The organism is Klebsiella sp. 141251 (genome assembly GCF_050600725.1).
GTDB lineage: Bacteria > Pseudomonadota > Gammaproteobacteria > Enterobacterales > Enterobacteriaceae > Klebsiella > Klebsiella aerogenes.
Window position 1 is genome coordinate 899,791 of record NZ_JAQIRG010000001.1, and the last position, 22,077, is coordinate 921,867.

Genomic DNA, 22,077 nt, shown 5'->3' on the forward strand with positions numbered 1-22,077 from the left:
ATGCAATCATTGAGCTTGCAAATTGCACCAGGCAAATAACAAGGAAAATCAATTTATTGATTTTCGGCTGATAACCACAAAGAAGGAAAAACCACGCTTTTTCCTTCTTTGTCAGCAGTCTGAGAGGCGCGTAGCGCCTCTTTTGGGCTTCAGGCGTTCTGGGAAAGGTGGCTGTCTATCTTGTTCATGATGGCGTCTGCGCGTTTTACCGCATCGCTGATGTTGACGCGCACAATGGTTTTCCCGGCAAAGCGTTCTTCAAACTTAATGCCGATGTCTTTGGTCAGGATGACCATATCGGCAGCGGCGATCTCTTCCGCCGTAAGTTCGTTCTCAATACCAATGGAACCCTGGGTCTCTACCTTAACCTGCCAACCTTTGGCTTTGGCGGCGCTTTCCAGCGACTCGGCGGCCATATAGGTATGAGCGACGCCCGATGGGCAGGCGGTAACGGCGATAATGTGGGTCATAAGGTGTTCCTTCCAGTCTGTTAGTTAATTTCGAAATCAAGATCTAATTCATCGTCGTCCTGGGCGTCGGACGGTTTCTTTTTGGTGAATGCTTTCAGAGTGATGACACAGGCCGCGCTGACGCAGGCGCCGACAAAGAGTGCGGTGACAAAGGCGAGTTTGCCCTGGACCACCGGCAGCACGATAAGCCCGCCCCAGCCGGCATAGCACTGCGCGCCCATCAGCGCGGCGGTAACGCAGCCGCAGGCGGCGCCAATCATGTTGGCGGGAATAACGCGCAGCGGGTCGGCGGCGGCAAAGGGGATGGCGCCTTCGGTCACGCCGACGCAGCCCATCACCAGCGCGGCCTTGCCGGTTTCACGCTCTTCGGCGGTAAAATATTGACGGCCAATCAACGTCGCCAGCCCCATGCCCAGCGGCGGTACGGCGATGCCGACCGCGGCGATTGCCACGACGCTGTAGACGCCCTGAGAGACGCAAATCAGCATAAAGGCGTAGGCCACTTTGTTGACCGGGCCGCCCATATCAAAAGCCAGCATCAGGCCCATAATGATGGCCAGCACCACGATGCTGCCTTCGCGCATCCCTTGCAGCCAACTGGTCAGGTTTGCGGTCAGCGCGCCTACCGGCTCGCCGAGCCCCCACATCATGATCCCGGCGGTGATAAAGGTGCCGACGATGGGAATGATGAAAATCGGCATCACCGAGCGCAGAACTTTATGTACGGGGATTTTTTTCAGGTAATAGACCACCAGACCGCCAATCATGCCGGCTATCAACGCGCCGAAGAAGCCGGCGCCGAAGCTGTTGCCCACCCAGGCGCCAATGGCGCAAGGGGCCAGCGCGGCGCGGTCAGAAATGGAGTAGCCGATATAGGCGGCAAGAAAAGGCACCATCAGCGTCAGCCCGGCGACGCCGATATCAAAGAGCTTCTTCAGATTAGGGTCGGTGGCGGCATCGGGCACCGCGCCTTTGCCATACAACATGACGGACACCGCCAGTAGGATCCCGCCCGAGACGACGAAGGGGATCATGTGTGAGACGCCGGTCATCAGATGCTGGCGAGTATTTTTTAGTATTTGCACCAGTTCGTTCATTGCTTGCTCCTGAGCGCTGTGTGGCCCGTGACAGTATTGATGCTTCAACATTAGAAAAAGGGCGGGGTATAAAATAGTAGAGAAAAAGTGCATTTACTGGATATTTGTAAGGTGAGAAAGGAATTGCGATCAACCTCAAATCTTAGCTGTGAAGAGGGTTGTGTATGTCCTGGCTGATGAATTGTGATGGTGAGCATAAAAAAGATGTATGTGTACAATAGTCCAGTAATTGCCAGTTTTATCACGTAGTTCATTGCGCCTTCTTTCATTACCTTTGGCTGAAATAACGCATTGCTCAGGAGGAAGGCGATGGCACTGGTAATTGAATTCATATGTGATTTGCCAAATGGCGTGCATGCGCGCCCGGCAAGCCTGGTCGAAACGCTGTGTAACCGCTTTTCATCGGCGGTTGAGTGGCGGAATCTGCGTAGCGACGGTCGCGGGAATGCGAAAAGCGCGCTGGCGATCATTGGTAGTAACACCCTCAAGGGCGACGCCTGTCAGCTGATTATCAGCGGTGAGGATGAAGCCGAAGCATTTGCCGCGTTAACCGCGTTTATCGAAAATGAGTTTCCGCACTGCGATGCGCCGCTACCTGCCGCGCAAGCGTTGGATATCGAGCCGGTACCGGAATCGCTGTCGCGGCTGAATCCAACGCTGTTTCCTGCGCGCCCGGTCTGCGCCGGCAGTGCGGGCGGTAAGCTGGTTCATCTCAAATCACGCGATCTTCACGACCTTGGCGAACTGCCCGTCGCCGCCGGCCTTGAACAGGAGCAGACGGCGCTGGATAACGGTTTGCGTCTGCTGGTGCAGGATATCGATCTGCGGTTGCTGGACAATGACGGCACCGCCAGCGCGATTCTGCAAGCTCACCGTTCGCTGGCGACCGATGCTTCCCTGCGCCAGCACCTGCTTGGCGGTATTCTTACCGGCCTTAGCTGCGCGCAGGCTATTGTCGCCACCGGCGACCACTTCTGCGCCCAGTTCCGCGATTCCGGCAACAGCTATCTGCAGGAACGAGTGCTGGATGTCCGCGACGTCTGTTTCCAGCTATTGCAGCATATTTACGGTGAAGACCGCTTTCCGGCACCGGGACAACTGCGGGAAGCGGCTATTTGTCTTGCCGATGAACTGACCCCAAGCCAGTTTCTGGAACTGGATAAGTCGCAGTTGAAAGGGCTACTGCTGCGCAGCGGTGGCACCACTTCACATACTGTCATTCTGGCCCGTTCGTTCAATATTCCTACCCTGGTGGGGGTTGACCTGCCGGCGCTGCTGCCGTGGGTCGATACCCAGGTACAGATAGACGGTAATGCCGGGCTGCTGGTGGTGGACCCCAGCCCAGCGGTGGCGCGTTATTATCAGCAGGAGGCCTGGCTACAGGAGCAAATTCAGCAACAGCAGCAGGTCTGGCTCGATAAAGCCGGGCAGACGCAAGACGGTATCCGCGTCGAGATTGCCGCCAATATCGCGCATTCGGTGGAAGCGGTGGCGGCATTCAATAACGGCGCGCAGTCGGTTGGGCTGTTCCGCACCGAAATGTTGTATATGGACCGCCCTGGCGCGCCGTCGGAAAATGAGCTCTACAACATCTTTTGTCAGGCGCTGGAGCCGGCCAACGGCCGCAGCATTATCGTGCGGACCATGGATATCGGCGGCGATAAGCCGGTGGCGTACCTCAATATTCCGGCGGAAAACAATCCGTTCCTCGGCTACCGCGCGGTGCGCATTTATGAAGAGTATCAGGCGCTGTTTCATACTCAACTGCGGGCGATTTTACGCGCCTCGGCGCATGGCTCGCTGAAAATTATGATCCCGATGATTTCATCAATGGAGGAGATTCTGTGGGTGAAAGAGTGGCTGGCGGAGGCCAAGCAGTCGCTGCGCGCCGAACAGATCCCGTTTGATGAAAAGATCCCGCTCGGTATCATGCTGGAGGTACCGTCGGTGATGTTTATCATCGATCAGTGCTGTGAAGAGATCGATTTCTTTAGCATCGGCAGTAACGACTTAACGCAGTATCTGCTGGCGGTCGATCGCGATAACGCTAAAGTAACGCGCCACTACAACAGCCTGAATCCGGCCTTCCTGCGCGCGCTGGACTATGCCGTGCAGGCGGTGCATCGTCAGGGGAAATGGATTGGCCTGTGCGGCGAGCTGGGGGCGAAAGGGTCGGTGCTGCCGCTGCTGGTTGGCCTCGGTTTAGATGAATTGAGTATGAGCGCGCCGGCAATCCCGGCGACCAAGGCGCGCCTGGCGCAACTGGATAGTCGCGCCTGCCGCCAGCTGCTGAATCAGGCGATGCAGTGCCGTACTTCGCTGGAAGTGGAACATCTGCTGGCCCAGTTCCGCATGCGTCAGCAGGATGTTCCGCTGGTGAGTACCCAGTGCATTACGCTTAATAGCGACTGGCGCAGTAAAGAAGAAGTTCTGAAAGGGATGACCGACAATCTGCTGTTGGCCGGGCGTTGCCGCTATCCGCGTAAGCTGGAAGCCGATCTGTGGGCCCGCGAGGCGGTGTTCTCCACCGGTCTGGGCTTTAGCTTCGCCATTCCGCACAGTAAATCCGAGCATATTGAACAGTCGACCATCAGCGTCGCGCGGCTGGCGCAACCGGTGATGTGGGGCGATGAAGAAGCGCAGTTTGTCATTATGCTGACGCTTAACAAACACTCGGCGGGTGACCAGCATATGCGGATCTTCTCACGCCTGGCGCGGCGGATTATGCATGAGGGTTTTCGTACCGCTCTGGTAAATGCGGCAAGCCCCGAGGATATCGCCGAACTGCTGCGCCGCGAGCTGGAACTGTGATTGTCTCTCCGGCCAGCGCCGCTGGCCGGAGAGCGTGCTATAAATCCAGCACTAACCGGCCGCCTTTAGCGCGTGAGCAGCAGATCAGCATACTCTGCTGACTGGCTTTCTCTTCATCGCTGTAGTACTGATCGCGGTGGTCGGCTTCACCCTCGAGAATCATCGTTTCGCAGGTGCCGCATACTCCTTCGCGGCACAGGCATTCCACCTTCGCCGCTTTGTTATTCTCAATAACCTGCAGAATGGTCATGTCCTGCGGCACGGTAAATTCGCGTCCGGAACGCGCCAGCACCAGCGTAAATGCCTCTCCGCCTTTATCCTCAAGGATAAATTGCTCAAAGTGCAGCTGGCTGGCGGGAACCTGATGCCGTTCGGCGGCGGCTTTCACCGCCTCGTTAAGTGCAGCCGGGCCGCAGGTATAGACGTGGGTTCCGGGCTCGATGTCGGCGAACAGGCGCGACAGATCGAGACGGCTGCCGAGCGCTGAGATGTGAATATTGACCCGGTCGCGCCACGGCGCGGCGCGAAGCGTATCGACGAAAGCATTACTGTCGGCGTCGTGAAAACAGTAATGCAGCTGCCAGTCGGCCTGGCGCTGTTCCAGTTCCGGAATATGCGATAAGAAGGGCGTAATGCCGATGCCGCCGGCAATCAGCAGATGCTTGCGCGCCTGTGGCTCGATGGCGAACAGGTTGTTGGGGGTGGACACCGTCAGGGTATCGCCCGGGCGCACCTGCTGGTGCATAAAACGCGAGCCGCCTTTGGAAGGCGACTCGAGACGCACCGCAATCTGCCAGCTGGCGGTATCCAGCGGCGAGCTCATTAGCGAATAGGCATTGCTGTAGCGCTGCTCGCCATCCTGCATCTGGACGATTATATGGCTGCCGCCGCTGAACTCCGGCAGCGGAGCGCCGGTCGAAGATACCAGCGTAAAACGCTTAACCTGGGCGGTGATCTGTTCAACATCGCGAACGATCGTCTCAAACATTTGATAATCAGACATCGCTGAACTCCATCAAAAATCCCGGCGTGGCCAGAGCCGCCGCCGGGAGAATACAGTTACAACCCCTGGCAGAGATACTTCATCTCCAGGTAATCTTCGATACCGTGTTCCGACCCTTCGCGGCCAAGACCCGACTGTTTCACTCCGCCAAATGGCGCGACTTCATTAGAAATCAGCCCGGTATTGATGCCGACCATGCCGTATTCCAGCTGTTCGGAGACGCGCCAGATACGGGCGGCATCGTTGCTGTAAAAATAGGAGGCGAGGCCGTAGATGGTGTTATTGGCCTGCTCAATGACCTCTTGCTCATCCTCAAATTTCACCAGCGCGGCCACCGGGCCGAAAATCTCTTCCTGCAGCAGCAGTGACCCCGGCTGTACGTCGCCGATAACCGTAGGGGTGAAGAAATTACCGCCCAGCGGATGCGCTTTACCGCCGGTTAACAGCGTGGCGCCGCGGGTGAGCGCGTCGTCGAGCAGGGACTGGACTTTGCGTCCGGCGTCGGCGTTGATAAGCGGGCCAATCTGGACATCGGACTCGCTGCCATCGCCGACTTTCAAGGCGGCGACGCGGGCGACGAACTTATCGCAGAATTGGTCGTAGACGGCGCGATGAATATAGAAACGGTTGACGCAGACGCAGGTTTGCCCGGCGTTGCGGAACTTGGCGATCAGCGCCCCCTCGACCGCTTTATCGATATCGGCGTCGTCAAAGACGATAAACGGCGCGTTACCGCCGAGCTCTAAAGAGAGCTTTTTGATGGATTCCGCGCACTGGCGCATCAGCACGCGGCCGACTTCGGTCGAACCGGTAAAGGAGAGCTTACGCACCCGCTCATCGCCGGTGAACACCGCGCCAATCTCACGCGACTGCCCGGTTACGACGTTAATGACGCCCTGCGGGATCCCGGCCTGATTCGCCAGTTCCGCCATCGCCAGCGCGGTAAACGGCGTTTCATTGGCAGGCTTAATTACCATCGTACAACCCGCGGCCAGCGCCGGGCCGGCCTTACGGGTGATCATCGCCGCCGGGAAGTTCCACGGGGTGATCGCCGCGCAGACGCCCACGCCCTGGCGGATCACCATCAGGCGTTTATCGGCGCCGGGGGAGGGGATTATCTCGCCGTTGGCGCGTTTCCCTTGTTCGGCAAACCACTCGATAAACGAGGCGGCATAGGCGATTTCGCCTTCCGCTTCCGCCAGCGGCTTGCCCTGCTCGGCGGTCATAATCTGCGCCAGCGCGGACTTGTTTTCGAGGATCAGGCGGTGCCAGTTCTTCAATAGCGCGGCGCGCTGGGCGGCGGTAAGCGCGCGCCATGCCGGCAGCGCGGCAGCGGCGGCATCCACCGCCTGCTGCGCTTCCGTCCGGCCCATATTGGGGATCTGGCCGAGCGCCTCGCCGGTGGAGGGATTGCTGACGGCAAGCGTCGTACCGTCGGCGGCGTCGCGCCAGCTTCCGGCAATCAGCGCCTGCTGGCGAAACAGATTTGAGTGAAATACGGACATAGCCAACTCCTTCAACGATTACGGCTGGAACACCTGGGCGACCAGATTGTGGAAATGCGCGATCCCATGCTCGGAGATACCGCTGCCGCTGTTATCCGCCATAATGCGTCCCTGGCCGCGATAGCCGCGGGACTTCAGCCCCTTCTGCACGCTTTCCACCAGGCGTAAATCTTCCGGGCGGAACACGTCGCGATACCACTCAATCAGCGCCTTCTGATCGTCGGTCAGCTCTTCATTGGTGAAATAGATGTCGTAGTTCTGCAGGGTGGTCTCTTCATCCACCGGGAACTCATAAATGACGGTCATCATGCCTTTGATCGGCGTGACGTTGAGCATGGTGCACGGCCACAGCCAGAAACCGTGGAACGCGGCGTCGGTGCCTTCTTCGAATTTAAATGACTGCTCGGACGGTTTGGCGAAGCCATACTGCAGCGTCCATTTGCCGTGCATGGTGTGCCAGTAACGGTCAACCTGCACGGAATCCGAGAAGCCCGGGTGCGCCGGGCCGCAGTGATAACATTCCAGATAGTTATCGACGATATTTTTCCAGTTCGCCGGGGTAAGGGTGGTAAAGCGCGCCGCCAGTTTCAGCTCATGAACATCCGGGCAGGCTTCCAGCACTTTGTCCTGCAGCCCCGGTAGCTGCGTTTCCACGCTCTCCGCTTGCGAATTCATATTGATAAACACAAAGCCGGCATACTCTTCAAGGCGCACCGGCATAAGCTTTGCCTTTTCGCTATCGAAGTTCGCTACGTTTTCGCAGTTGCGGGCGTGGGCGAGATTGCCGTCCAGCTTGAAGGCCCAGGCGTGATAGGGGCAGGTAATCACGTTTTTGGCTTTACCTTCGCCGCTCAGCAACTGGTGGCCACGGTGCGGGCAGACGTTATAGAAGGCGCGCAGAATGTTGTCGCGACCGCGGACGATAACGATATTTTCGCCGATGATCTCCCTGGTGATGTAATCGTTCGGCCTGGCGACTTCGCTGCCGTGGGCGACGCAAATCCAGCTATTGGCGAAGATACGCTCTTTCTCGTGCTCAAACGCCTGGCTGTCGGTGTAAAAACGGGCCGGAATGGTCCAGGCGTCCTGCGGATTGGCGCAAAAGTTAATCGGCAGGGTAAAGTCAGGGCTTAAATTGCTCATGTAGGGTCACCTTGTGATTATTGTCAGTAAGCGTTTTTTACAGCGACTGGCCGTCGCCTTTAAGTACCGCGCCAACCGGCAGCGTCTCGGCTTTAACGATCGGCTCGGGCGTATGGGTTTCTATCTGATGCACAGGCACGTGGGCGTAGTCCTGTTTTAGCCAGCGTACAAAGCCGCCGGTCTTGATCAGTAAAATGGCAAGGAACGGTAAGGCGGTCAGCACCACGGTGGTTTTCATTGTTTCCAGCGAAGCGCCGGTAAACAGAATCGATAGCGGGATGAGGGTAATCACCACGCACCAGAACAGGCGCATGCCGCGATCCGGATCTTCGCCTTCGCGCAGGTTACGGGTACTGGTCGCCGCCATGGTGTAGGCCACCGCATCCATATGCGAGGCGAGGAAAACGATCATCACGAACAGATAGGCGGCGAGGAACAGCTTGCCCGCCGGCAGCGACATCAGCACCTGTTGGACGGCGGTTTCGCCGCCGAGGGACTGCATCACCTGCGGCACGTTAATCACGCCGTTGACGAACTGATGCATGGCATAGCTTTCCATCACCCCGAAGAAGAACCAGCAGCCGGCGGTGCTGCCGAGGATAAGCCCCCAGATCACCTCTTTAATCTTACGTCCGCGGGAGACGCGGGTGACGAACATCGCCACGCCTGGGGTATAGGAGATCCACCACAGCCAGTAGAAGACGGTCCAGTTGCGGGTAAAGGCGCTATCGCCGAGCGGGTCGGTAAACAGGCTCATCTGCAGAAAGTTTTGGCTCGTCAGACCGATAGCGTTGATGATGTTATTGGTGATGAATTCGGTCGGACCAACCAGTAATACCACTAACGGCAGCAGGAACGCTCCCCAGCCGACCATTTTGCTCAGCCGCTGCAGGCCGTTATTGATGCCAATCCACGAGCTCATGCAGAAAATACCGCCGGAGAGCAGGATCACAAACGCCTGGACGGTGAAGTTATCCGGCAGTCCGGTGAGAGCTGACAGGCCGCGGGTGAAGGTGGCGGCTGTGACCACCAACGAAATGGTTAACGCGCCGACGGTGGCGATCAGGAACATCAGGTCAACCAGGCGACCCCAGAAGCCCTGCGGATTGACACCGGTGATCGCCGAAATGATCCCGGAGAGGCTGAGGCCTTTATTTTTCCGCACGTGAAAGTGATAGGCCATGATCAGCGAGGCGAGGGTGTAGGTCGCCCACGCGCTAATGCCCCAGTGGAAGAAAGAGTATGGGATGCTGTATTCCAGCGCTTTTGCTGAATGCGGCGCAATATTCAGGCCAGGGGTCTGGTAGTAATAAGCCCACTCGGCAACACCCCAGTACAGCGTAGAGGAGCCGAGTCCGGCGCAAATAAACATAAACAGCCATGAGAGAGTGCTGTATTCGGCTTTGCCTTCGCCGAGCCGGATATTGCCGTATTTGCTGGTGGCCAGATACAACACCAGTCCCAGCGCCAGCAGCACCAGCACCTGTACCGCGGAACCCAGCAGGCGGGTAACGCCGTTAAAAATCGAATTAGCCGCCTGCGCGGTTTGTTGGGGGAAGAGACTTAATGTAGCGGCGATGAAAACAATGGCCGCCAGGCTGATGACAATCAGCGGCACATCTTTTTTCTTTACGTTGCTCAACATGAGTGATCTCCTGGGCGCGGTTGCCCGTCGGTGGCTTTAGCCTGTCGTTGTTATCACGCTGTAGGGTCAGGGTTCGTAGCAAAATGCTATTAACAATTGGATTATTTCTTCGTTACATGAATTAAACAATTGGCCGATTCGTGAAGCAATAAAACACGGAACGGAAATAATAAAAGGTGAATTGGCGCAGGTTCTTTCCTTTCAGGAATCAATAAAGTTCGCCGCTGTGATGCGGTTCACTTGTCAATCGTGGGGGATTCTGCATTCAGAGGAGAGAGGGGAGTTGGCGCGAGTTTTCCCGGGTAGCGGCTACGCCTTACCCGGGCTACGGTCCGAGCGACCTGCCTTTTATTTATTCACCACGCTGGCTGAAACTGCTGGTGTTGGTGGCCTCAAAATCGCTGAGACGTTCCCGGAAGGCCGGGGCAGCCCGCATGGATGCGGGCTGAGGGCCGTGTTTTGCAAGGACGTTGCCTCGGCCCGACCCGAAGCCTGCAGGGATAAGTCGAAGGTACCACGAAGTGGCGATTTTGGCGGCCAGAGCCCGGGAGTACAGAGGGCGGCGGCGAATGGCCGCCCTCTGTGCGCTCCCTGCGCCATGAGAGCCATAACGCAGAGGAAATATCGGGAGCGCAATGTGCTCTGAATTAACACAAAGCACATGTTTTTCCCGGACCAAAACCGTTGCAAACCGATGCGATATCTACATGAGCGTGCCATTGTAGCCCCGGTAAGCGCAGCGCCACCGGGGAGCGGCGGGGTAATTACGCCAAAATGGCCTTGCAGATAGCGTCGCTGACCTGCTGCGTTGAGGCGTTGCCTTTCATGTCCGGGGTTTTCGGCCCGCTGGCGATCACCTGCTCTATCGCCGCCAGAATGCCGTTATGCGCGGCGTGGTAGCGCTCATCGCCGTTACCAAGGAAATCGAGCATCATCGCCCCGGCCCAAACGGTGGCGATCGGGTTGGCGATATTTTTACCGTAAATATCCGGCGCCGACCCGTGAACCGGTTCGAACAGCGACGGGAAGGTCCGCTTTGGGTTCAGGTTAGCCGACGGCGCAATACCGATAGTGCCGGTACAGGCCGGGCCGAGATCCGACAGAATATCGCCAAACAGGTTCGAGCCGACGACCACGTCGAAACGTTCCGGCTGCAGCACGAAGCGGGCGCAGAGAATATCGATATGCTGCTTGTCCCAGCGAATTTCGGGATAGCTTTTGGCCATCTCTTCCACGCGTTCATCCCAGTAGGGCATGCTGATCGCCAGACCGTTAGATTTGGTCGCGGAGGTCAGCGTTTTGCGCGGGCGGCTTTGCGCCAGCTCAAAGGCGTAGCGCAGGATCCGGTCAACGCCGCGGCGGGTGAAGACCGACTCCTGAATCACCACTTCATGCTCCGTGCCTTCATTGGCGCGACCGCCGAGGGCGGAATATTCGCCTTCGGTATTTTCGCGCACCACGTAAAAATCGATGTCGCCGGCCTTTTTACCTGCCAGCGGACAGGGGACGCCGGGGAACAGGCGCACCGGGCGCAGGTTGACGTACTGATCGAACTCACGGCGGAACTTCAGCAGCGAACCCCATAGGGAGATATGGTCGGGGACGGTATCCGGCCAGCCGACGGCGCCGAAATAGATAGCATCGAAGCCCTGCAACTGCTCTCGCCAGTCGTCCGGCATCATCTTGCCGTGATGGGCGTAATATTCGCAGCTTGCCCACTCCATCTGCTCGAAGCTCAGCGACAGATCCCAACGCTGCGCGGCGGCTTGCAGCACGCGAATACCTTCAGGCAGAACTTCTTTACCAATTCCGTCACCGGGGATGGCGGCAATACGACAGGTTTTTTTCATTCCGGTTCTCACTTTTTAGCGATGATGTTTGACCACCTGCCTATCCTATAATTGACTGGTTCATAATTAATCACGCTAACTGGTGAAACATAAAACACAGATCATGAATAATCTGCCGCTGCTAAATGATTTACGCGTGTTCATGCTGGTCGCTCGCCGGGCCGGTTTTGCCGCCGCCGCCGAGGAGCTTGGCGTCTCACCGGCGTTCGTCAGCAAGCGGGTTTCGCTGCTGGAGCAAACCCTGCATGTGATGTTGCTGCACCGTACCACCCGACGGGTCACCATTACCGAAGAGGGGGAGCGGATCTACGAATGGGCGCAGCGCATTCTGCAGGATGTGGATGAGATGATGGACGAGCTTTCCGACGTGCGTCAGGTACCGCAGGGAACGCTACGGATTATCAGCAGCTTCGGCTTTGGTCGCCGGGTGGTCGCCCCCGCGCTGTCGGCGCTGGCCCGCCAGTACCCGCAACTTGAGCTGCGCTTCGATGTCCAGGACCGGCTGGTGGATTTGGTCAATGAAGGGGTGGATCTCGATATTCGCGTCGGCGACGATATCGCGCCGAATCTGATTGCCCGCAAGCTGGCGACCAACCACCGTATTCTCTGCGCGTCGCCGCAGTTCCTTGCCCGCCACTCGCCGCCGAAACAGCTAAGCGACCTGGCAGCCTTACCCTGTCTGGTGATTAAAGAGCGCGATCATCCGTTTGGCGTCTGGCAACTGCACAGCAAAGAGGGCCAGCACGCGATCAAGGTAACCGGGCCGCTCTCCTCCAACCATGGTGAAATTGTGCATCAGTGGTGTCTGGATGGGCAGGGGATTGCATTACGTTCATGGTGGGATGTCAGTGAAAATATCGCCAGCGGCCATTTGGTACACGTGCTGCCGGACTATTATCAGCCCGCCAACGTCTGGGCGGTCTACGTGTCGCGGCTGGCGACCTCAGCCAAAATTCGCACCACCGTGGAGTTTCTGCGCCACTATTTTCAGCAGCACTATCCCCAGCAGTGTATCGTCAGCAGCGAGGAAAACAGCCGGCGACCAGCGCCGCCGGCGGAGGGCGTTACAGACGAGTGACGCTCTGCAGGATCGTCAGCGCGCGGGAGAATTGAGCATCCGGGATGGTCAACGGATAGAGGAAGCGAATGACGTTGCCATACTGGCCGCAGGTCAACAGCAGCAGGCCCTGCTCCAGCGCCTGCTGCTGGATTTTCTGCGCAATCGCCGCCGACGGTTCGCCGGTCGCCGGATCGAAGAACTCGGCGGCGATCATCGAACCCACGCCGCGCGCTTCCACCAGCGCCGGACACCAGCCCTTAACTTCCTGTAGCGTCGCCAGCAGGCGCTCGCCGAGGAACTGAGCGCGCTCGCACAGCGCTTCGTTATCAATGATATCCAGCACCGCATGCGCAGCCGCCACCGCCAGCGGGTTACCGGCGTAGGTGCCGCCTAAGCCGCCCGGCGCCGGGGCATCCATGATCTGCGCGTTACCGACCACGCCGGAAAGCGGCATGCCGCCCGCCAGGCTTTTAGCCATCGTCATCAGATCCGGTTTATCGGCATAGTGATCCATGGCGAACAATTTACCGGTGCGGGCGAAGCCGCTCTGTACTTCATCGGCAATCATTACGATGCCGTGCTCATCGCAGAGGCGGCGTACTGCGGCAACCAGCTCTTTCGGCGCGACGTTAAAGCCGCCTTCGCCCTGTACCGGTTCGAAAATAATCGCCGCCACCTGTTTGGCTTCGATATCGGCTTTGAACAGGCGTTCAAGGGCGGTAATCGAATCGGCGGTGCTGATACCGTGCAGCGCTGACGGGTACGGCACGTGGTATACCGAGCCGGGGAACGGCCCGAAGCCCAGTTTGTACGGCGCGACCTTACCGGTTAGCGCCATCGTCATATAGGTACGGCCATGGAAACCGCCGCCGAAGGCGATAACGCCGGGGCGTCCGGTATGGGCACGGGCGATTTTTACCGCGTTTTCTACCGCTTCCGCGCCGGTAGAGAAGAAGGCGGTTTTTGCCGGGCCTTTCACCGGCGCCAGTTCGTTGAGCTTCTCCGCTAGCGACACATAGCTTTCATAAGGCACGATCTGATAGGCGGTATGGGTAAATTGCTGCAGCTGCTGTTCAACCGCGGCGACCATCCGCGGATGGCGATGGCCGGTATTCAGCACCGCGATGCCGGCGGCGAAATCGATATATTCATTGCCTTCGACATCGGTCAACGTGGCGTTTTGCGCGCTCTGGGCAAAGAAGTTGCACATAACGCCCACGCCGCGCGGGGTAGCGGTAAGACGACGCTGATGGAATTCATTGTTGCTCATAATAAACACCCTTTAGCAAAAGTTAATCACGGAACCGAACGGCAAATCAGACCCCAAGGCGATCGCGCAGGCTGTAGTAGGCGGCGCCCATGGCGGTAAAAGGAATTCGCAGGCTGCGCCCGCCCGGGAACGGGTAGTGCGGCAGTTTGGCGAAGGCATCGAAGCGCTCGGCATCGCCGCGCAGCAGTTCTGAAATCAAGCGTCCGGCCAGATGGGTACAGGTCACGCCGTGACCGCTGTAGCCCTGCATGTAGTAAATATTGTTATCCAGACGGCCGAACTGCGGCATACGCGACAGGGTCAGCAGGAAGTTGCCGGTCCAGCGGTAGTCAATTTTCACCCCCTGCAGCTGCGGGAAGGTTTTCAGCAGCTTCGGCATAATCAGCCGCTCTACGTCGTCCGGGTCACGGGCGCCGTAGACCACGCCGCCGCCGTACAGCAGGCGGTTGTCGCCGGTAAGACGGTAGTAGTCCAGCAGGTAGTTACAATCTTCCACGCAGTAGTTTTTCGGGATCAGCGAGCGGGCTAAGTCTTCCGACAGCGGAGCGGTCGTCACGACCTGAGTGCCGCACGGCATGCTGCGTTTTGCCAGCTCCGGTTCAAGCTTGTCGCCGAGATAGGCGTTACCGGCGACGATCACGTAGCGCGCGGTTACCTGGCCGCGCGCGGTACTGACCACCGCCGGGCTGGTGTGCTGAATTCGGGTCACCGGCGACTGCTCATACACCCGGCCGCCGTTAAGACGAATAGCGTCCGCTTCGCCGATGGCGAGGTTCAGCGGGTGAATATGGCCGCCGCTGTGGTCGAGCAGGGCGCCGACGTAGCGGTCGCTGTCTACTTCGCGACGAATGGCATGGCTGTCGAGCAGTTCCAGTTGGGTATTACCGTAGCGCTCCCAGTTGGCTTTTTGCTCTTCCAGCGTTTCCATTTGCTTATGGTTCATGGCCACAAACAGGCCGCCTGGGCGGTAATCGCACTGGATCTGGTAGCGCTGAATGCGTTCGCGAATAATATCGCCGCCTTCGAACATCATGCTGCCGAGCATTTTGGCCGCATCCGGGCCGTAGTTCTTCTCAATAACGTCGATATCGCGGCTATAAGAGTTAACCAGCTGTCCGCCGTTGCGGCCGCTGGCGCCGAAGCCGATACGCGCGCCTTCCAGCACCACCACGTCGTAGCCCATTTCGGCCAGATGCAGGGCCGAGGAGAGGCCGGTGTAACCGCCGCCGACGACGCAGACGTCACAGTTGATTGATTCCTCCAGCGTTGGGAACGGTTCATACTTGTTGGCGCTGGCGGCGTAGTAGCTAGTGGTATGTTCAGTCATGATCAAGACTCCAGAGCAATCCAGATGGTTTTCAGTTCGGTGAATTTTTCCAGCGCGTGCAGCGATTTATCGCGCCCGTTGCCGCTCTGCTTATAGCCGCCGAACGGGACGGTCATATCACCATCGTTGTAGTTGTTGACGAAGACTGAGCCGGCCTTCAGGCGGCGACTCATGCGGTGGGCGCGCGACAGATCGCGGGTCCACACCGCGGCGCCGAGACCGTAGTCGCTGTCGTTGGCCAGCTGCAGCGCCTGTTCTTCGCTTTTGAAGCGCGTGACCACCAGCACCGGGCCGAAGATCTCTTCGCGGCTGAGGGTTGATGCCGGGTCGACATCGACGAAAATGGTCGGGCCGACGGCGGCTGGCCACGGATTTTTCCGCCCGTCGAGGAATAGCGTGCTTTTGGTCTCACCGCCGCGGATAAAGCTGTGTACGCTGTCGGCATGGGCGTTATCAATTAACATCCCCATGGTGGTATCGGGATCGAGCGGATTGCCCGGCTGCCAGTTTTGCGCCTGGGCTTTCAGTAGTGCCAGGAACTCGTCGGCGATGCTCTCTTCCAGTAGCAGGCGGGTTCCGGCGATGCAGACCTGCCCCTGGTTATAGAAGATACCGCCGGCGGTGGCGTTGACCGCTTTTTGCAGATCCGGACAGTCGGCGAAGACGATATTGGCGCTCTTGCCGCCCGCTTCCAGCCACACGCGCTTCATGTTGCTGTCGCCGGCATCTTTCAGCAGCTGTTTGCCGGTACGGGTGGATCCGGTGAAGGTAATGACTTCAACGTCAGGATGCAGCGCCAGCGCCTGCCCGGCCTCGTGGCCAAAGCCGCTGACCACGTTTAACACCCCGTCCGGAAGTCCGGCTTCTTTTGCAAGCCCTGCCAGACGCAGGGCGGTGAGCGGCGATTTTTCCGAGGGTTTGAGGATTACGCTATTGCCTGCCGCCAGCGCCGGGCCGAGTTTCCAGCAGGCCAGCAGCAGCGGGAAGTTCCACGGCACCACCGCGGCCACCACGCCAATCGGTTCACGAACGATCATTGCCAGCTCGTTGCCGCCGGTGGGCGCCACTTCGCCATAGACTTTATCCAGCGCTTCGGCGTACCAGCGAATGGCGCGGGCGGCGCCGGGAATATCGTCGCGCAGGCTGTGGCGGATCGGTTTGCCGGTATCGAGCGTTTCCAGCAGCGCCAGCTCTTCACGATGGGTTTCCATCAGGTCGGCAAATTTCGTGAGAACCGCTTTACGCCGGGCCGGGGAGGCCTGCGACCAGTCGCCGTTATCAAAGGCCTGGCGCGCGGCTTTCACTGCCCGTTCGACGTCGGCTTTTTTACCGCGGGCGACCTGCGCTAATGTCTGCTGTGCGGCAGGGTCGATAGTCTCGAAGGTGGTATTATCGGCCGCGGCGCAATATTCGCCGTTAATAAATAAGCGCGTTTCAATGGCCAGGTTTTTCGCTTTTTCCTGCCAGTAAGCCAGGTGCTGAAAATTCATCATGACTCCTTAAAAACATCATCGGCAAAATATAGGGTTCGGCGTTTTCAGGGGCTCAGGGCGCAGGGCGTCCCCGGGGTAGAAAACCGTCTCTTCGCCATTCACTGGCGTTAATTATCTTTGGGCCAGCAGGAAATAAGATTTCCGCGCTGCGCAGGTATTATTACTGCGAGTTCTTCGCCGCGGCGGAAATATTACATCCGCCGCGACAGGCCTGAAGAAAGCCTGAAACCTGCTCAGGCTAAGAAATTAGAATGTGGTGGGGGTGTGGGCACTGATAATGCGGCAGATACCTGCCGAGGTGTTGCTGAAGCTATGAGGGATGCCGGTATTAATGGCATAGCTCTGTCCAGCCACCAGGTGGTACGACTGACCGTTAATCGTCAGCACGATTTCACCTTCCAGTATGGTGCCTATCTCCTCACCCTGATGCTTTATTCTCTCCCCGGTTGTGGTCCCAGGCTGGTAAGTTTCAAAAATCATCGCCAGCGTACGGTTCGGATTTCCGTTATGAACCAGTTTCATTGAAACGCCCTGACTCCCCATTTCGATAAGATCGTCCTGATTAATGACGACCTGCGGTTCATCCGGCTTTTCGGGTTCAGAAAAGAATTCCGAGAGCGACAGCCCATATACTTTCAGCAGCTTTTGCAGCGTACTGATGGCAGGACTGACTTTGTCCTGCTCTATGGTGCTGATGGCACTATGTGTTAACCCAGACAGTTCGGCGGCACGACGCTGTGAAAGACCCAGCTGTTGGCGGATCTCTGACAGACGTTTCCCTGGCGCCAGTCCGTCATCGCTCATATTTGCATTTCCTTAACTGTAGTGGTCAGAGCCGCCGCTTTTCGGCGACATGGCTCTGACAGGCGGTGATAAAACCATCAAACAACATACGCGACAGGGCGTATTCGCTACTGTTCCATTCAGGATGCCATTGTACGCCCAGCGCGAAAGGGTGGTCGTTGACGCTGACCGCCTCAACCAGCCCATCCGGTGAACGGGCCTCCACGCGTAGACGCGAACCCAGCGTTCTTGCGCCCTGGCCGTGTAGCGAGTTTACCCAAAACGTGTTGCAGCCCGGTATTAACTGAGAAAGTAAACCTCCTTCCTGCACCTCCACCTGGTGGGACGGCGCATACTGCTGCTCCACCGGTAGTTCAGGATCTTCGCGATGCTCCAGCAGTTCCGGCTGTTCAAACAGACGACGATACAGAGTCCCGCCGGTGGCGACAACCAGTTCCTGCAGCCCTCGGCAGATGGCGAAAATGGGGATGCGCCTTTCGAGCGCGGCGTTAATTAGCGCCATGCTCAGAAGATCACGCCCGGGGTCGGCGTCAGGCTCATCGCCGTTTTCACCATAAAGGTGCGGCTGCACGTTGCTGGGGCTGCCTGGCAGGTAGATCCCGTCCAGTTTATCGACTAACGCATCCAGTAGTTCCGGCTCGGCCAGCGCGTGCGGCAGGGCAATCGGCAGTCCGCCAGCGTTAATAATGGCATTCAGGTACTTTTCTTGCAGAGTCTGGGTCTGGTGACCCTTAAGCCTGTTTCTACACATCACGACGCCAATAACTGGCTTGTACATTATATTTTCCATGATCGCCCTCACAAAGTGGACTAAATTATGACCGCCAGTGGCTGATAAACGGCCATATCGTTCAATATTTTCTCAATCTAGCAGTGGAAATAGCCGTTTGCAAACTTAATTTAACATTTGACAAACATTTTGTTTGCATACACATTCGAAGGGTGGACATTATATTTGACGTTTTCAGTCAGGGTCCGAAAACTAAAACAACGGCGGTGAATCATGGAAACCAATATCGTAGAAGTTGAGAATTTTGTTCAGCAGACGGAAGAGAGACGGGTAAGCGCGTTCGCTAAAGAAGTGAAGCGCTACCTCGAAACCTACCCCAACACTCAGTACGTCGATGTACTCCTCACAGACCTTAACGGCTGCTTCCGCGGCAAACGCATTCCGGTCGCCAGCCTCAGCAAGCTCGAGAAAGGCTGCTACTTCCCGGCGTCCGTTTTCGCGATGGATATTCTCGGCAACGTGGTGGAAGAGGCCGGGCTTGGCCAGGATATGGGCGAACCGGACCGCAGCTGTGTCCCGGTATTAGGTACGTTGACCCCTTCGGCCGCCGATCCGGAATACATCGGCCAGGTCTTGTTGACCATGGTTGATGAAGATGGCGCTCCCTTTGACGTTGAGCCGCGGAACGTACTCAACCGCCTCTGGCAGCAGCTCCGCCAGCGCGGATTGTTCCCCGTGGTAGCGGTAGAGCTGGAGTTCTATTTACTCGATCGCAAACGCGATGCCGAAGGCTACCTGCAGCCGCCGTGCGCGCCCGGCACCGACGACCGCAATACCCAAAGCCAGGTCTATTCCGTTGATAACCTCAACCATTTTGCCGATGTACTGAATGATATTGATGAACTGGCCCAGTTACAGCTGATCCCGGCGGATGGCGCGGTGGCTGAAGCCTCTCCGGGGCAGTTCGAAATCAACCTCCACCACACCGATAACGTGCTGGATGCGTGCGATGATGCGCTGGCATTAAAACGTCTCGTGCGTTTAATGGCGGAGAAGCATAAGATGCACGCCACTTTTATGGCGAAACCTTATGAAGAGCATGCGGGTAGCGGGATGCATATCCATATCAGCATGCAAAACAATAAGGGTGAAAACGTGCTGGCGGATGCGGACGGCGAGGATTCAGCCCTGCTGAAACGCGTGCTGGCCGGGATGATTGACCTGATGCCGGCGTCGATGGCGCTGCTGGCGCCGAACGTGAACTCGTATCGTCGCTTCCAGGCGGGCATGTATGTGCCGACGCAGGCGTCATGGGGGCATAACAACCGTACGGTAGCGCTGCGTATCCCGTGCGGCGATCGACATAACCACCGCGTTGAATACCGCGTAGCCGGGGCGGACGCCAACCCGTATCTGGTGATGGCGGCGATTTTCGCCGGCATCCTGCACGGCCTGGATAATCCGCTGCCGCTGCAGGAAGAGGTGGAAGGTAACGGTCTGGAACAAGAAGGCTTGCCGTTCCCGATCCGCCAGAGCGACGCGCTGTGGGAGTTTATGCAAAACGATCATCTGCGGGAGCGTCTTGGCGAGCGTTTCTGCCACGTTTACCACGCCTGTAAGAATGATGAGTTACTGCAGTTTGAGCGTCTTATCACAGAAACAGAAATTGAGTGGATGTTGAAAAACGCCTGATGTTCGCCCCGTAAGGGGCGCATTAGTTTAATCAGTAGCATCATACGGCCTGAGCGGAGCCTGGTCGTCCTTTTTGCTGGGAGCCCAGCCATTTCCCGGATGTCGCGTTAAGGAGCGCAGGCGGCAACGGGGCTTCAGTTAACGACACAGTGTGTGACGAGGAAATGAGATGATGCAGATGTTCAAATATCCGCAGGGAGAAGGGGGCCTCTTTGGCCGCATTGGATGCCAACTTACCGCCGTTCATCGGTCCGTCTTACCCTTTTATTTACGTCTTACCCCCTTGCTAAGCAGGTTTGTTACCCGGTCTTTGTGCCCGCAAACTGTCGTCGGCATGGGGGGAATGCGTCATGGCTGCTAATCTTCCTGCAGAAAACGCCGCTCAGGCGGGAAAACCGCGTCTGCGTAAATCGCTCAAACTGTGGCAAGTGGTGATGATGGGGCTGGCTTATCTGACCCCCATGACGGTGTTTGATACCTTCGGCATCGTTTCCGGCATCAGTAATGGCCACGTTCCAGCCTCTTATCTGCTGGCGCTGGCTGGGGTGCTATTCACCGCCATCAGCTACGGCAAGCTGGTGCGCCAGTTCCCGGAAGCGGGTTCGGCCTACACCTATGCGCAAAAATCAATTAGCCCGCATATCGGTTTTATGGTCGGCTGGTCCTCACTGCTGGACTACCTGTTCCTGCCGATGATTAACGTCCTGCTGGCGAAGATCTACCTCTCCGCGCTGTTTCCGGAAGTGCCGCCGTGGGTGTGGGTGGTGACCTTTGTCGCCATTCTGACCGCGGCGAATCTGAAAAGCGTCAACCTGGTGGCCAACTTCAATACCTTGTTCGTGCTGGTGCAGATCTCCATCATGGTGGTGTTTGTGATTCTGGTGGTACAAGGGCTGCATAAAGGCGAGGGCGTTGGTACCGTTTGGTCGCTGCAGCCGTTTATCAGTGAGAATGCGCATTTGATCCCGATTATTACCGGCGCGACGATTGTCTGCTTCTCGTTCCTCGGCTTTGACGCCGTTACCACGCTTTCAGAAGAAACCCCGAATGCCGCGCGGGTGATCCCGAAGGCCATCTTCCTTACCGCAATGTACGGCGGCATTATTTTTATCGTCGCCTCGTTCTTTATGCAGTTGTTCTTCCCGGATATCCATCGTTTTAAAGATCCGGACGCCGCGCTGCCGGAAATTGCGCTGTACGTCGGCGGCAAGCTGTTCCAGTCGATTTTCCTGTGCACCACTTTTGTTAATACCCTGGCATCGGGCCTGGCGTCGCACGCCAGCGTGTCGCGCTTGCTGTACGTGATGGGCCGCGATAACGTCTTCCCGGAGCGCATTTTCGGCTATGTGCATCCGAAATGGCGTACCCCGGCGCTGAACGTGATTATGGTGGGCATCGTCGCGCTGTCGGCGCTGTTCTTCGACCTGGTGACCGCGACGGCTCTTATCAACTTCGGCGCGCTGGTGGCTTTTACCTTCGTTAATCTCTCGGTATACAACCACTTCTGGCGGCGTAAGGGGTATAACAAAACCTGGAAAGACCGCTTCCACTATCTGCTGTTGCCGATGGTCGGCGCGCTGACCGTGGGGGTACTGTGGTTGAACCTTGAGGCGACCTCGCTGACACTGGGTCTGGTGTGGGCCGCGCTGGGATTGCTTTATCTGACCTACCTGACCCGCCGTTTTCGTAAACCGCCGCCGCAGTTTGACGCGACGAAAGCGGAGCAGGCCTGGGAGTCGTAATATGGCGTTACCACGACAACAAGGCAGGCAAGCCTGATGTCGAATAAGGGCTCCATGTTTATCATGGAGCCCTTTTTAATGACTTGCATATATGCTTTACCCCATTTTTTGTTTTTTTGTCGGCTTTAAATGAATGTTTTTTATTTCCGCTGTGAATGTAATGGGCTGGTAATATTATATATTATGGAATAATAAACTTATATTTTAATTTTGTGTTGCTGGGCGTATTATTTTTGAGTGGCACTGTTTTATCAAAAGGATATTTGGTTGTGACAGAACAAACGAAAATAATTCAATTACAGGATACGTTAAACCGTTATTTGCTTTACTTTCCTCGAAGCAAAAATATGGCTGCCGATGTGTATTCTTTTATAGGCGAAGAGACGCTCAGTAAGCCGTGTATTTGACTATAAAGCGGGTAAGTTCTGGGAAGAT

At 57.2% G+C, this 22,077-nt stretch carries 16 protein-coding genes; 4 read left to right on the plus strand and 12 right to left on the minus strand.

Annotation, left to right across the window (positions count from 1 at the left end; translation table 11 throughout):
• Positions 1-149: 149 nt before the first annotated feature.
• Positions 150-470, minus strand: a complete 321-nt coding sequence (locus PGR09_RS04295) for a PTS fructose-like transporter subunit IIB (RefSeq protein WP_032711368.1) — start codon at positions 468-470, stop codon at positions 150-152.
• A gap of 20 nt (positions 471-490) precedes the next feature.
• Positions 491-1,567: a PTS fructose transporter subunit EIIC gene (locus PGR09_RS04300; protein ID WP_047043613.1), complete on the minus strand. Its 1,077-nt coding sequence runs from the start codon at positions 1,565-1,567 to the stop codon at positions 491-493.
• A 309-nt stretch (positions 1,568-1,876) separates the two neighbouring features.
• On the opposite strand from PGR09_RS04300, the gene ptsP reads away from it, so the two are divergent.
• Entirely contained in the window at positions 1,877-4,378 is a 2,502-nt protein-coding gene (gene ptsP, locus PGR09_RS04305) for a phosphoenolpyruvate--protein phosphotransferase (protein WP_430915826.1), read from the plus strand.
• A gap of 37 nt (positions 4,379-4,415) precedes the next feature.
• On the opposite strand, the gene PGR09_RS04310 is transcribed toward ptsP, so the two are convergent.
• The 5 genes from PGR09_RS04310 to PGR09_RS04330 all read right to left on the minus strand — a co-directional run bounded on the left by PGR09_RS04310 (position 4,416) and on the right by PGR09_RS04330 (position 11,524).
• Positions 4,416-5,381 (minus strand): PDR/VanB family oxidoreductase, encoded by a 966-nt coding sequence (locus PGR09_RS04310; RefSeq protein WP_032714222.1) that lies wholly within the window; start codon positions 5,379-5,381, stop codon positions 4,416-4,418.
• Between the two features lie 56 nt (positions 5,382-5,437).
• Positions 5,438-6,886, minus strand: coding sequence for an NAD-dependent succinate-semialdehyde dehydrogenase (locus PGR09_RS04315; RefSeq protein ID WP_047043609.1), 1,449 nt, complete (start codon positions 6,884-6,886; stop codon positions 5,438-5,440).
• 18 nt (positions 6,887-6,904) lie between these two features.
• Entirely contained in the window at positions 6,905-8,029 is a 1,125-nt protein-coding gene (yeaW, locus tag PGR09_RS04320) for a carnitine monooxygenase, oxygenase subunit YeaW (RefSeq protein WP_430915827.1), read from the minus strand.
• A gap of 37 nt (positions 8,030-8,066) precedes the next feature.
• On the minus strand, positions 8,067-9,674 hold the full coding sequence (locus PGR09_RS04325) for a BCCT family transporter (protein ID WP_430915828.1): 1,608 nt from the start codon (positions 9,672-9,674) through the stop codon (positions 8,067-8,069).
• Positions 9,675-10,438: 764 nt separating this feature from the next.
• Positions 10,439-11,524, minus strand: a complete 1,086-nt coding sequence (locus tag PGR09_RS04330; protein WP_430915829.1) for a tartrate dehydrogenase — start codon at positions 11,522-11,524, stop codon at positions 10,439-10,441.
• A gap of 82 nt (positions 11,525-11,606) precedes the next feature.
• Here PGR09_RS04330 and PGR09_RS04335 point away from each other — a divergent pair, with 82 nt between their 5' ends.
• Complete coding sequence (locus PGR09_RS04335) at positions 11,607-12,602, plus strand: LysR substrate-binding domain-containing protein (protein ID WP_161801883.1); 996 nt, start codon at positions 11,607-11,609, stop codon at positions 12,600-12,602.
• On the opposite strand, the gene puuE is transcribed toward PGR09_RS04335, so the two are convergent.
• From puuE to puuD, 5 genes are all read right to left on the minus strand, one after another.
• A complete protein-coding gene (gene puuE / locus PGR09_RS04340; RefSeq protein ID WP_289576810.1) occupies positions 12,589-13,854 on the minus strand; it encodes a 4-aminobutyrate transaminase in 1,266 nt (421 codons plus the stop codon). The genes PGR09_RS04335 and puuE overlap by 14 nt on opposite strands.
• A gap of 46 nt (positions 13,855-13,900) precedes the next feature.
• The gene (locus PGR09_RS04345; protein WP_045397003.1) at positions 13,901-15,181 is read right to left on the minus strand and encodes an NAD(P)/FAD-dependent oxidoreductase; all 1,281 of its coding nucleotides are present in this window, start codon (positions 15,179-15,181) and stop codon (positions 13,901-13,903) included.
• Between the two features lie 2 nt (positions 15,182-15,183).
• The gene (puuC, locus tag PGR09_RS04350; protein WP_047043592.1) at positions 15,184-16,671 is read right to left on the minus strand and encodes an aldehyde dehydrogenase PuuC; all 1,488 of its coding nucleotides are present in this window, start codon (positions 16,669-16,671) and stop codon (positions 15,184-15,186) included.
• 249 nt (positions 16,672-16,920) lie between these two features.
• Positions 16,921-17,478, minus strand: a complete 558-nt coding sequence (gene puuR, locus PGR09_RS04355; RefSeq protein ID WP_002898590.1) for an HTH-type transcriptional regulator PuuR — start codon at positions 17,476-17,478, stop codon at positions 16,921-16,923.
• A 25-nt stretch (positions 17,479-17,503) separates the two neighbouring features.
• Entirely contained in the window at positions 17,504-18,256 is a 753-nt protein-coding gene (puuD, locus tag PGR09_RS04360; protein ID WP_430915830.1) for a gamma-glutamyl-gamma-aminobutyrate hydrolase, read from the minus strand.
• A 225-nt stretch (positions 18,257-18,481) separates the two neighbouring features.
• On the opposite strand from puuD, the gene PGR09_RS04365 reads away from it, so the two are divergent.
• Both PGR09_RS04365 and PGR09_RS04370 read left to right on the plus strand, forming a co-directional pair.
• A complete protein-coding gene (locus tag PGR09_RS04365; protein ID WP_045396993.1) occupies positions 18,482-19,900 on the plus strand; it encodes a glutamine synthetase family protein in 1,419 nt (472 codons plus the stop codon).
• 350 nt (positions 19,901-20,250) lie between these two features.
• Positions 20,251-21,642: an APC family permease gene (locus PGR09_RS04370; protein WP_015367261.1), complete on the plus strand. Its 1,392-nt coding sequence runs from the start codon at positions 20,251-20,253 to the stop codon at positions 21,640-21,642.
• Positions 21,643-22,077 lie beyond the last annotated feature (435 nt).